Source organism: Reyranella sp., assembly GCF_050185545.1.
Taxonomy (GTDB): Bacteria; Pseudomonadota; Alphaproteobacteria; order Reyranellales; family Reyranellaceae; genus Reyranella.
Genome location: NZ_JBFWZI010000029.1, coordinates 45961 through 57963, shown reverse-complemented (window position 1 = coordinate 57963; position 12003 = coordinate 45961). Strand labels below are relative to the sequence as shown.

Annotated in this window: 13 protein-coding genes; 5 read left to right on the top strand and 8 right to left on the bottom strand. The window is 65.7% G+C overall.

All coding sequences use genetic code 11. The features are described 5' to 3' along the window. Positions 1-53 precede the first annotated feature (53 nt). Complete coding sequence (locus AB7O82_RS11105) at positions 54-296, bottom strand: hypothetical protein (protein ID WP_428537997.1); 243 nt, start codon at positions 294-296, stop codon at positions 54-56. 317 nt (positions 297-613) lie between these two features. Between AB7O82_RS11105 and AB7O82_RS11100 the strand changes: the two genes are divergently transcribed. Continuing rightward, positions 614-1297, top strand: coding sequence for a CBS domain-containing protein (locus tag AB7O82_RS11100; RefSeq protein WP_428538000.1), 684 nt, complete (start codon positions 614-616; stop codon positions 1295-1297). Between the two features lie 138 nt (positions 1298-1435). Here the strand turns inward: AB7O82_RS11100 and AB7O82_RS11095 are convergent, their stop codons facing one another. The 5 genes from AB7O82_RS11095 to AB7O82_RS11075 all read right to left on the bottom strand — a co-directional run bounded on the left by AB7O82_RS11095 (position 1436) and on the right by AB7O82_RS11075 (position 3998). Continuing rightward, positions 1436-1975 (bottom strand): Hsp20/alpha crystallin family protein, encoded by a 540-nt coding sequence (locus AB7O82_RS11095; RefSeq protein WP_428538003.1) that lies wholly within the window; start codon positions 1973-1975, stop codon positions 1436-1438. 87 nt (positions 1976-2062) lie between these two features. Continuing rightward, positions 2063-2572, bottom strand: coding sequence for a host attachment protein (locus AB7O82_RS11090; RefSeq protein ID WP_428538006.1), 510 nt, complete (start codon positions 2570-2572; stop codon positions 2063-2065). A gap of 2 nt (positions 2573-2574) precedes the next feature. Further along, the gene (locus AB7O82_RS11085; RefSeq protein WP_428538009.1) at positions 2575-3018 is read right to left on the bottom strand and encodes a DUF2267 domain-containing protein; all 444 of its coding nucleotides are present in this window, start codon (positions 3016-3018) and stop codon (positions 2575-2577) included. 82 nt (positions 3019-3100) lie between these two features. Then, positions 3101-3676, bottom strand: coding sequence for an HPF/RaiA family ribosome-associated protein (locus AB7O82_RS11080; RefSeq protein ID WP_428538012.1), 576 nt, complete (start codon positions 3674-3676; stop codon positions 3101-3103). Positions 3677-3755: 79 nt separating this feature from the next. Further along, complete coding sequence (locus AB7O82_RS11075) at positions 3756-3998, bottom strand: hypothetical protein (RefSeq protein ID WP_428538015.1); 243 nt, start codon at positions 3996-3998, stop codon at positions 3756-3758. Between the two features lie 151 nt (positions 3999-4149). On the opposite strand from AB7O82_RS11075, the gene AB7O82_RS11070 reads away from it, so the two are divergent. Beyond that, on the top strand, positions 4150-5856 hold the full coding sequence (locus AB7O82_RS11070; RefSeq protein WP_428619396.1) for an MBL fold metallo-hydrolase RNA specificity domain-containing protein: 1707 nt from the start codon (positions 4150-4152) through the stop codon (positions 5854-5856). On the opposite strand, the gene AB7O82_RS11065 is transcribed toward AB7O82_RS11070, so the two are convergent. Beyond that, on the bottom strand, positions 5850-6698 hold the full coding sequence (locus AB7O82_RS11065; RefSeq protein ID WP_428538021.1) for a universal stress protein: 849 nt from the start codon (positions 6696-6698) through the stop codon (positions 5850-5852). The genes AB7O82_RS11070 and AB7O82_RS11065 overlap by 7 nt on opposite strands. A 205-nt stretch (positions 6699-6903) precedes the next feature. Here AB7O82_RS11065 and polX point away from each other — a divergent pair, with 205 nt between their 5' ends. Further along, positions 6904-8613 carry a DNA polymerase/3'-5' exonuclease PolX gene (gene polX / locus AB7O82_RS11060; RefSeq protein ID WP_428619393.1) on the top strand — a complete coding sequence of 570 codons (1710 nt, stop codon included), beginning with the start codon at positions 6904-6906 and terminating at the stop codon, positions 8611-8613. Here the strand turns inward: polX and AB7O82_RS11055 are convergent, their stop codons facing one another. Beyond that, positions 8614-9162: a hypothetical protein gene (locus AB7O82_RS11055; protein WP_428619390.1), complete on the bottom strand. Its 549-nt coding sequence runs from the start codon at positions 9160-9162 to the stop codon at positions 8614-8616. Positions 9163-9242: 80 nt separating this feature from the next. On the opposite strand from AB7O82_RS11055, the gene acsA reads away from it, so the two are divergent. Further along, on the top strand, positions 9243-11003 hold the full coding sequence (gene acsA / locus AB7O82_RS11050) for an acetate--CoA ligase (RefSeq protein WP_428538027.1): 1761 nt from the start codon (positions 9243-9245) through the stop codon (positions 11001-11003). Next, positions 11000-11986, top strand: a complete 987-nt coding sequence (gene pdhA / locus AB7O82_RS11045; RefSeq protein WP_428538030.1) for a pyruvate dehydrogenase (acetyl-transferring) E1 component subunit alpha — start codon at positions 11000-11002, stop codon at positions 11984-11986. The genes acsA and pdhA overlap by 4 nt, the downstream gene beginning before the upstream one ends. The last annotated feature ends 17 nt before the right edge of the window (positions 11987-12003 follow it).

The window sequence follows — 12003 nt, the reverse complement described above, 5'->3', positions numbered from 1 at the left end:
GAGGGGCTGCTGGCCCGGATTCCCGCGGAGCCGCGACTCCGTGGAAATCCAGGCTAGGTCAAATCCCGCAATCCCTTCAGCCAACGCACGAGGTGGATCACCATCCCGATGATAAGCGCCAGGATCAGGGTGGAGGCGACGAAGCCGACGGCCCAGCCGATCCACTCTTGCCCCCACCCTTGGCCCCAATTGAACATTTCCGGCGTCACGCCGAGTTCAGGCGCCGGCTGCATGACATGATAGGCCGTCACGAGCATTCCAGAAATCGCAAGCACGACAATTCCATGGCTTCGCATGTCGTCCTCCACGTCTCCAAAATACATCGCATACCGTCGCAAGTGGCCTTGACCCTGATCAAACAACGCGGGCTGGAGCGACCTTCGCTCTCGCGACCATGGTCCCTGGTTCATTGCCCGCCCGGTCTGCCGCCCCAGGCGCTTCTGGAAGAGCACTCGGTGACGCTGCAGCGGCGATGCCAGGGCACGAAGCTCCGAATTTCGACGCCAAAGGCCGTCGGGGACGACGCCTCGCAATGTTGATGCTTGATTCAGGTCAAGGCTCTTGCCGGCGCGGAAACGATGCTTTGGCGATGCATCGGGAAGGAGAGACCGGCATGAAGGCAAGCGATGTCATGGTATCCCCTGTCATCACGGTGAAGTCGACGGCCACCGTAAAGGCCGTCGCCAGGCTGTTCCTGGATCGCAGGATCAGCGCAGCGCCCGTGGTCGATGACGCGGGCAAGCTGGTGGGGATCGTCAGTGAAGGAGACCTCATCCACCGGGTCGAGATCGGCACCGAACGCCGCCGTGGCTCCTGGCTGGCGCTCCTCATCGACGAGCACGCTCCTGCCGCCGACTATATCAAGTCGCACGCGGCGAAGGTCGGCGACATCATGACTCGCAAGGTCGTGACCGCGACGCCCGATACGCCGCTGCAGGACGTCGCCATGATGATGGAAATGAATGGCATCAAGCGCATCCCCGTCGTGCGCGACGGCGAGATGGTCGGCCTCGTGAGCCGAGCCAACCTGGTGCAGGCTGTCGCGACTGCCGGCACGAAGCTCGAGATCCCGGTTTCCGATGCCATGATCCGCGAGAGGTTGATGAGCCGCCTGAGAAGCGAAAGCTGGGCGAATACGTCCCTGCTCAACGCGACCGTAAATGACGGCGTGGTAACTTTGTGGGGGCTGACTGACTCTCCGACGGAGCGACAGGCGATCCGCGTTGCAGCAGAGGGGACGCCGGGTGTGGTCGCGGTCAGGGATCACATCGGCATCGGACGGGTTACCTCGATCTGAGGAACTCGGAATCACCGCTGCAACGCCGGAAGTCCGTCAACGCCGGAATGACCCCGATTTCCTGAGAGTTCCCAGCACGGCGCACGGCGGGTTCTGCCCCGTGGGCGAAACCCGCCGTTAAGCACGAGTGGTCCAGTTCTAGGCGGCCGCCTTGACGTCGATCTTCTTGGCGGGCTTCTGCGCTTCCGGCTTCTTGGGCAAGGTCACCGTCAGCACGCCCTTCTTGAGGCTGGCCTCGATCTTGTCGGAGTCGACGCCCTCGGGAAGGGTGAAGCGGCGCTCGAAGGAGCCGAACTCGCGTTCGGTGAGATGATAGTCCTTCTTCTTCTCCTCCTTCTCCGACTTGCGCTCGCCCTTGATGCTCAGCGAACCGTTCTGCAGCGTGACCGCGATGTTCTTCTCGTCGAAGCCCGGCAGGTCGGCGGTCACTTCGTAGGCATTGTCCTTCTCGACGATATCGACCGCCGGCGCCGGCCCGCCCTCGAGCGTGCGGCGGAAGACCGGTTCCATATCGAACAGCGAGCGCCGGAACGGCGCCCGCCAGAACTCGCTGCCGAAATCGTCGAACAGGCGATCGACCTCGCGACGCAGGGTCTCGAAGGGACGCCATACCTGCGGCGCGCCCTTCCCTTCGCTTTTTTGCTCGGCTTTCACCGGAACCTTGGCAGATTCAGTCATGTTCGCCCCTCTCGTTGGAAAGAATGCAAGTCACACTCGACGATCCAGGCCCTGCCGGCGTTGACCTGGATCAACCACGCCGCCGCGCTACGACGCGCGCAGCGGCCTGCCGACGCGGGGTGGGGAGCCGGCCTGCGCGCCCAGAACCGCCCCCAGCCGACGGCGCAGCCTGCTGGGAGGCTCGTTGGTCAGGTCCTTGGCCACCTCCTGGCGCACGCTTCCCTGGACTCGCTTGGACAGAAGGCCACGCAATTCACCCAGGCTGCGGCGCGGCGCCACCAGGATCAGTTCGTCGAAGGCGCGCCGCCCGCAGGCCTCGTCCAAGGCCCCGGCCAACGTGGCCATGAAGCGATGCTTCTCGAGCTTGTGATAGTCGTGCGGCGGCTCGAACGCGTGGCGTACGCCGCTGCGCGAGGCGCTGAAGCTGCGGCCGGGCTTGTCGCTCTTGAGATCGCGAGTCCGCTGCCGGCTCGCCGGCGCCACGAGGTCGGCAGGGCCTGTCGGCACGAGCTTCGCCGCTTCCCTGTCCGGGCTGAAGAAGCGTGCGCGGGCGCCGTCGGCGACGACGATCCAGGTCTTGGTGGGACGTTTGGCCATGATCATTGCCTCACAAGTGAATCAGGAAAGAGATTGAGCACCTCATGCGGCAGGCAGCCCCGCAGCTTCAGGAGCTCGCCACGGTCCAGGCAGCGCTCCATCACGGCAAGGCAGGCACGGGCGGCCTCACCCGGGTTAACGGCGGTTCCCCGCGGTAGCTGCGCGGCGACATGGTCGATGAAGGCGGAAAGGTGGCGCTCGCGGGTCGGCGTGCCGGCTGGATGCCAACCCTCGTAATACGCTCCGCGCAGCAGCATCGGCAGCTGGGCACCAAGATGGACGGCGTTCTCCAGGCCGACGCGGTCCCGCAGCGCATGCAGGGCGGCGCGCAAGGCGTTGAAGGCGGTCCGGCGATCGTCGGTGGCGAGCTCTCCCATCATGATCTTGAGCCAGTGATTGGTCTCCTGGATCGTGGTGTCGAAAGTGTCGAGACCGGTCGTGCTCATAGGTGGCTCCTCTGGAAGGCCATGAGACTGCAGGTTGGACGAACGGGCGTACTTGATCTCTGTCAATCAACGCCAATTGGACCTATCGCGCCGGCGACAGGTGATGCTTCCCGATGGCAACGACGTTGCTCGCCTGCGGCCCCTTCTCGCCCTCCGCCGGATGGAGAGAGAACCGGACCTCATCCCCGACCACGAGCTTCTCGAACCCGCCGTTGGCAACGGCATTGCGATGGAAGTAGACCTCGGTGCCGTCGCTCGCATCGATGAATCCGTAGTCACGCTCGGCCATGAGGCTCGCCACCTTGCCATGGGCGGGAATATCGTGCGCCTTCACGTCGCCGCGGCTGCGACGGACATGATCCTCGAGCTGTCGCCGCACGGCATCGAAGCAATCGCGCACCGCGACGTAGATGTCCTCGTGGGCATGGTGCTCGGGCGGATCACGCTTCACCACGATCTCCTTGCCCGGCACCTTGAGATCGACACGGATGTGGAAGAGATCGCCGTGACGACGCCGGTCGGGCGCCTCGATGACGACGCGGCAGCTCACGATGCGATCGAAGAACTGCTCGAGCTCGCGGGCGCGCTCGCGAATCTTCGCCTCGACGGCGGGAGAAGAATCGATGTTGCGAAAAGTGATCTGAAGCCAGGACGGCATTGGGCGCTCCCCTCGGAAAGCATCAGTCTGCAGGAAACGAGCGTCCCCCGACTTGAGGCAGGTCAAAGTCCGGCCGCGATCATGATTCCGGCGGGAGCGGAATGCGCTTGTCGCGCAAGAGCTTCTCCAGGGTGCTGATGCCGCGGTCGTAGGCGCCTTTTTCGCAGTCCAGCCGGGCGCCGAGAACGATCATGTTCGGACCACCCGAGCCCTCCCCGCGCCGCGTAAGATAGTAGTCCGCCGTCGCGGCAAGCGTCGCGCAGCGCCGGGCCTTCTGGGCGTCGATCTGGCCGTGTGACGGCGCGACGGAGGCGCAAGCCATGAGCGCCATCAGCGCGGAGCAAATCGTGCGTCTCGGGTTCAAGTCGAGTCCATCCGTTGCAGGTCGGTGCAACCCCAGGCTCTGCGCGCCGGTCCGGTTGCGCCTTGACCCGCATCAAGCCCGTCGCGATGATCAGCGCTAGGCTGAAACTATGAACATCTCGCTGCACATCCACGGCGCCGCCGGCACGGTGACGGGCTCCTGTCATCGGCTGGTCACACCGGATGGTGAACTGCTGGTCGAATGCGGCATGTTCCAGGGGCCGAAATCGTTGCGCAGCCTGAACTACCGTCGCTTTCCGTTCGAAGCCGCCGCCATCGAGGCGGTTTTGCTGACCCATGCCCACATCGATCACACCGGCCTGTTTCCCAAGCTCGCCTTGGCGGGATTCCGCGGCAAGGCCTGGACGACGGAGGCCAGCCGCGACCTCCTGCATTGGCTCCTGCCCGATGCCGGCGCCATCCAGGAAGGCGACGTCGATCGGCTTAACCGGCGCAACAGCCGTCGGGGAGAGCCGCGGGTTGCCCCCATCTACACCCGCATCGATGCCGAGGCCTCGCTCTCGCTGCTTGCCGTGCAGCACTACGACTCCTGGTTCGAACCGATGAAAGGTGTCCGCGCGCGCCTGCGCAACGCCGGCCACATCCTGGGCAGCGCCTTCGTCGAGATGGAGATCGACGCCACGCCGCGACCCGTGCGGCTCGTCTTTTCCGGCGACATCGGACCACAGGAGAAGGCCCTTCAACCCGATCCGTCGATGCCCGATCCCTGTGACATCCTCCTGTTGGAATCGACCTACGGCGATCGCCTGCGGCAGCGGCTGACCGAGGCCGAACGCCGGGCCCTGCTCGGACGCGAGCTGCGCGATGCGCTCAAGGCAGGCGGCAATGTCATCGTTCCCGTGTTCGCCGTGGAGCGCACCCAGGAGATACTCGACGACATCGCCCGTCTCAGGCGCGACCGCGAGATGGGGGCAGTCCCCGTCTTTCTGGATTCTCCGCTCGCTGGCCGAACGACCGAAGTGTTTCGTCGTCACCACCTCGCCCTGGACCGCGGCACGGACGGGCGGGTGTTCACGGGTGGCGATTTCCGCCTCACCGAGACGGTCGAGCAGAGCAAGGCGATCGGCCGCATCCACGGCGGCGCCGTCATCCTGGCCGGGTCCGGCATGTGCGAGGCCGGACGCGTGAAGCATCATCTCAAGGACCATCTATGGCGGCCGGAGTCGACGGTACTCTTCGTCGGTTACCAGGCACCCGGCACGCTGGGCGCTCTAATCCGCGACGGCACGCCGCGCGTACGTATTCACGGCGAGGAAATCAACGTCAAGGCGCGCATTCGCGCCATCGATGCCTACTCCGGTCATGCCGACCGCGACGAGCTGGTCGAGTGGGCGCGCCCGCTCCTTCCGGCGCTCGGCTCGGCGCTGCTGGTGCATGGCGAGCCCGACGCCCTACGAGGTCTTGCCGACGGCCTCTCCGGGGCCGGGCTGGAACGTGCGCGCATACAGGCGCCGGACCTCGACCAGGCGTTCGACATCGTCTTCCGCGACGATCGGTGGCAGACCATCCGGTCGCCGGTCGCCGCCGCACCGCGCCTGGCCTCGGCGCAGGCGAGCGCGTCGCGGGACTGGCACAACGACTATGCCGCGGCGCTGCTCGACCTGCGCAACGCGCTCCAGCAGGAGGGTGACGATCGCCGACGTCAGCAATTGTTGAGCGAAGTGCGACGCCTGATCGACTCTCACCGGATAGGCGGTGGCGATGGTTCCAAACCAACCGGGTCGAGCAGCACCCCGCGCCCGACCCCTCGTTCCAACGATGCGGCGGCGCGACGGGCGACGCTCGCCGGTCAGTGAGACACGAACGAACAACGAGATGGTTGCAGCAGAAAGTCCCGGGTGACTCCACCCAGCACCCATTCGCGCAGGCGCGTATGGCCGTAGGCACCGCCGACGAGCAGTCCGGCGTCGAGCTCGAGATCGCTGGCGATGTTGCGGAGCTGCGTGGCTTCGCCCGTCGTCGCTGCGACCGCACGCGCCGACGCCGCGATCCCGTGGCTGGTCAGCCAACCGGCAACATCCTGGGTGCGCGTGCGGGCATCGGCAAGATCGTCCGTGGCAACGATCTCGACCACGATGACCCGCTCGGCGAGCCGAAGCAGCGGCACGGCGTCCTGCACTGCCCGGCGCGCCTCCCGCGTATCCTTCCAGCCGACGACGACAGTTCGCAGGTCGAGCCTGTCCTGGGTCGAGGCGGCAACCAGCACCGGCCTGCCGGCACGCAGGACCACGTCGGCGACATTGACATAACGCGACCCGTCGAGGAGGGCGCCGCCCTCGTGAGTGGCGGTGACCAGGAGGTCGGCCGCCCGCATCTGCTCGGCAATATAGTCGGCAATCGTCCCGTAGGTGACGACCGTCGACCGCCATTCGACCGCGGCCACCTTGCCTTCGAGCGCGGATCGGAAGTCCTTTTCCGTCGCCTTCAATTCCCGGTCGATCTGTTCGCGGTCCCAGGTCACGAGCTCCGGCGGCACATACATTTCAGGGCTGCCGTAGATCTGGATGGGCTGGCGCGCGCTGATACCGATCACCCTGGCCACCCCGAGGCGGGCTGCCAGATCGGCCGTCAGCTTGAGCAAAGCGTCGTTCGGGGCACCCGCAGCGAGGCGGACCATAAGGCTTGCGGGCGGTGTCATCTCGATGCTCCTTTGAAACTCGGGTTGGGTACCGCCCCGATTTTCTCAGCATCGTGGTGCGGACAGGGCGTGCTGGGCGTCTCCCCGGAAGGCTGACATGCTGCGCCGGATGGCGAACTTCGGTCCTTGATCCTGGTCAAGCCCGCAGCTCGCCTGTGATTCACATCAATGCAGGCCGCCCTGGTCCGGCGAAGCTTGCGGCGACATGCCAACCCAGAACGCAGAAATCGCCGCCATGTTCGACCAGACGGCCGATCTGCTCGAGCTCAGGGGCGAGAATCCATTTCGCGTGCGCGCCTACCGGCGAGCAGCACGCACCGTCGACGGCCTGTCGCAAAGCGTCCCGACGATGCTCGAGCAGGGCTTCGACCTCGCCGAGCTCCCCGGCATCGGCAAGGACCTTGCAGGCAAGATCGCCGACATCGTCACAACCGGGCACTTCCGGCTTCTCGACACTCTGAAGACGAAAGTGCCCGGCCAGGTTGGAGACATGGCCGCCCTCCCGGGCCTTGGCCCCAAGCGCCTCAAGCTCATCTACGACAAGCTCAAGGTGCGCACGCTGGACGACCTTCGACGGGCCGCAGGGCAAGGGCGCCTGGCCGAGCTCCCCGGCTTCGGCCCGGCAACCGTCGGCAAGCTCCTGGAGGCGCTCGACAAGCCGGCGACCGCCAGGCGCTTCAAGCTTTCGCTTGCCGAGGCGGAGGCCGATTCTCTGCTGACCTACCTCCAGGAACAAGGAACGCGCGTCATCGTCGCCGGCAGCTTCCGTCGTCGCCGCGACACCGTCGGGGATCTGGACGTTCTTGCGAGTGGCCGCAACGGCGCGAGGATGGCGGACAAGTTCCTGCGCTACGAGAACGTGGCCAAGGTGCTTGTCCATGGATCGGCACGAGCGGCGGTGGTGCTCCGTTCAGGACTGCAGGTCGATCTGCGCGTGGTCCCGCCGGAAAGCTACGGCTCGGCGCTGCTGTACTTTACCGGTTCCAAGGCCCACAACATCGCCTTGCGCAGCCTGGCCTTGCGCCGGGGCTGGAAGCTCAACGAATACGGCCTTTTCGCGGGCACGCGGCGGATCGCCGGAACGACCGAAGAGGAGATCTACGAGCGCCTGGGCTTGGCCTTCATACCGCCAGAACTTCGCGAGGATCGTGGCGAGATTGCCATCGCCCGGACCGGGAAGCTGCCCCGGCTCGTAGCGCTGTCCGACATTCGCGGCGATCTACACGTCCACTCGTCGTGGACGGATGGCACGGCCGATATCGAGACAATGGCGCGGGCCGCCAGCGCCCTGGGTCACGAGTACATAGCCCTTACCGACCACAGCCGGCGGATCGCGATGGTCCATGGCCTGAATTCAGCGCGCCTGGCGCAACAGGCGGCTCAAATCGACCGGCTGAACGACAAGCTCGGGGGCATCACGATCCTCAAGGGCATCGAGGTGGACATTCTCAAGGATGGCTCCCTCGATCTGCCCGACAAGACCTTGGCGAAGCTCGATATCGTGGTGGCGTCGGTGCATTCGTCCTTCGACCTGTCGCGCCAGGCACAGACTGATCGCATGATCCGAGCCATGCGGAACCGAAATGTCTCCATTCTGGGGCATCCGACGGGACGGCTGATCGGCGAGCGCGAGCCTTGCGATCTCGACATGGATCGCATCCTCGCCGCGGCGGGTGAGCTTGGCTGCCACGTGGAGCTGAATGCGGAGCCGGACAGGCTCGACATCAACGACAGCCAAGCGCATGCCGCGCGGGAGGCCGGAGTCAAGGTCGCCATCTCCACCGATGCGCACTCCATCAACGCCCTGAAGTGCATGCGCTTCGGCATCGATCAAGCGAGGCGCGGCTGGCTTGGGCCGGCCGACGTCATCAATACGCGCCCGCTCGACGAGCTGCGCCGACTGCTCGAGCGATGATCAGGCGACCTTTCCGGGTCTGGCGCGTCGACCTGCCGGCACGTGGGCATTCGTCTCGACTGCGCGAAGGAATTCCACGAGATGAGCTTCCGCCTCGGTCGATTCCGCCTCGGCGGTGACGCTTGCCGTACCGCGTCCGGAACGGATGAATTCGAGGTAGAAGGTGTCGAGGTCGATTGGCGCGCGCTCGTCCTCTGCAGAATCCTGGCCCGGCACGATTGGCTCGAGCTCGACCTCCACCGCAACCACGACCCGCCAACCCTCGCCAGCGTGGGTCGGCGCAATCTCGAGCCGGGCCACCGTCACTTCGTCGCTCAGGTCTTCCCGCTCCTCGTCGCCAAACCGGTCCTCCACCCTGGGCTCGATGGGACACCTCCGATTGAAGCGCCAAGCGGAAACGTCGAGACCGGAGCCACCCCTTTGCCGCTCGACCATCAGCCAGCGAACGACCTGTTCAGGATCTATGTCGATGTTGACAAGGTAGCTCTCCATCTGCGCACTCCATGGCCCTGCTGCCACAGGGAACCATGAAGCATCGAGAGCCCCCAAAAGCATTGATCTCGATCAAGACCTTCCGGCACTTGAGGCATGTCAAGGTCAAGGCATCTGGCCGGACGGAAGCTGCTTAAATGTTTGAGGTCATCGAGAAATCGGGCAGCGACTGGCGCGTAGCTCCCAATCTTCGCGATTACGATGCGCTTTGCCGGTCCTTCGACTGGTCATCGGAGCGGCAATCGCTTGCCGGCTTGCCGGGAGGCGGCCTCAACATCGCCCACGAGGCAGTAAGCCGACACGTCGCCGAAGGCCACGGCGCGCGGATCGCGCTGCGTCATGTCGGCCGCGACGGCGCGGTCTCTTCCGTCAGCTTCGCCATGCTCGACGAAGCGGCGAGCCGCTTCGCAAACATCCTGGAATCGCTCGACGTACGCCAGGGCGAGGCCGTCTTCTCGCTAACCGGGCGGGTCCAGGCCTTCTACTCGGCGGCCCTTGGCACCTTGAAACGGGGCGCCGTCTTCTGCCCGCTCTTCTCCGCCTTCGGGCCGGAACCGATCCGCGCACGGCTCGAGATCGGCAGAGGAGCCTGCCTGGTCACTACGCGCACCCTGTTCCAGCGCAAGGTCGCGCAGATCCTCGACAGCTTGCCGACGCTGCGCACGGTGCTGTTGATCGATGGCACGGCCGAGGACGAGCGAGAGCGGATACGGTCTCTGCCTCGCCTCATGGAGGCGGCCTCGGGACATTATCGGACTGCCGCCACATCGCGCGAAGATCGCGCCCTCATGCACTTCACCAGTGGCACGACCGGACGGCCCAAGGGTGCGGTCCTCGTCCACGACGCCGTGGTGGCCCAGGCGGCAACCGCCCGCTATGCCCTCGACCTGCATCGGGACGACGTCTTCTGGTGCACCGCCGATCCGGGCTGGGTGACCGGCATGTCCTACGGCGTGATCGCTCCGCTGGTCAGCGGCGCCACCAGCATCGTCGACGAGATGGAGTTCGATGCCGATCGCTGGTACTCCATCATCGAAAGCCAGAAGGTCAGCGTCTGGTATACTGCTCCCACCGCCATCCGCATGCTGATGAAGGTGGGCGCGGAGATCGCGCACAAGTACGACCTCGGCTCGTTGCGCTTCCTGGCCAGCGTCGGCGAGCCGCTCAACCCCGAGGCCGTCGTCTGGAGCAAGCAGACCTTTGGCCGGCCGTTCCACGACAACTGGTGGCAGACCGAGACCGGCGGCATCATGATCGCCAACTTCGCCGCCCTGCCCGTCAAGCCGGGCTCCATGGGCAAGCCGCTGCCGGGAATAGAGGCGGCCATCATCGAGCGCACCGCACAAGGTATCCGGGTGATCGGCGAGCCGGATGTCGAAGGCGAACTGGCGCTCAAGGCAGGCTGGCCGTCGATGTTCCGCGGCTATCTCGGAGAAGACGAGCGCTACCGCAAGTGCTTTGCCGACGGCTGGTACCTTACCGGTGATCTCGCCCGTCGCGATCGCGACGGTTACTACTGGTTCGTCGGCCGGTCCGACGACGTGATCAAGACCGCGGGCCATCTCGTCGGCCCGTTCGAGGTCGAAAGCGCGCTCATGGAGCATCCAGCGGTCGCCGAAGCGGCCGTCATCGGCAAGCCCGACGAGGTCGCCGGCAATTCCATCAAGGCCTTCGTGTCCCTCAAGGCCGGATGCAAGCCAGGCGCGGAGCTGGAACGTGACCTGATGGCCCATGCCCGCCGGCGCCTGGGGCCCGCCGTGGCGCCGCGCGAGATCGCCTTCCGCGACAATCTGCCCAAGACGCGCAGCGGCAAGATCATGCGCCGCCTGCTGCGCGCGCGCGAACTCGGGCTGCCCGAAGGCGATATCTCGACCCTGGAAAGCGACGAGAGGACATGACAGCCAAGCCGCATCTCAACCGCGACCACGCCCGCCATCTGCTGGGGCAGATGCTGCGCATCCGCCTGTTCGAGGAAAAGTGCGCGGAACTCTACACCCAGCAGAAGATCCGCGGCTTTCTCCATCTCTATATCGGCGAGGAGGCGAACGCCGTCGGCGTCGCCGGCGCCTTGTCGGCCGACGACAGTATCGTCGCCACCTACCGGGAGCACGGTCACGCCCTGGCGCGCGGCATTCCCATGGGACCTTTGATGGCCGAAATGTATGGCAAGTCGAACGGCACGAGCCGCGGTCGCGGCGGCTCCATGCACATCTTCGACCGGTCGGCCCGCTTCTACGGCGGCAATGCGATCGTGGGCGGCGGCCTGCCGCTCGCCGTCGGGCTCGGCCTCGCCGAGAAGATGCGCAAGGGTCGCGGGGTGGCCGCCTGCCTGTTCGGAGAAGGGGCCGTCGCCGAGGGCGAGTTCCATGAATCGCTCAACCTTGCGGGCCTGTGGAAGCTGCCCGTCCTGTTCGTGTGCGAGAACAACCTCTACGCCATGGGCAGTGCGATCGAGCGCACCGAGTCCGAGACCGACATCCATCGCAAGGCCGAGTCGTACCGCATCGACTCGCATCGTGTGGACGGCATGGATGTCGTCGCGGTCGAGGCCGCCACCCGCAAGGCGCTCGAGCGCATTCGCGCCGGCGCCGGTCCGCAGTTCCTCGAATGCATGACCTATCGCTTCCGCGCTCATTCGATGTTCGACGCCCAGCTCTACCGCGACAAGGCCGAGGTCGAGCGCTGGAAGGAGCGCGACCCCATCAAGCGCTTCGGCGAGTGGGCCCTCGCCAGCGGTCTTCTTCACGACGAGGACGTCATGGCGCTCGAGAAGAAGGCAGCGGCCGAGGTCGATGCCGCCGTCGCTTTCGCCGAGGAAGGAACCTGGGAGCCGGTGGCCGACCTCTGCCGCTATACGCTCATGGATGCGGTGCCGACATGACTCCGGCCGGCGATCGA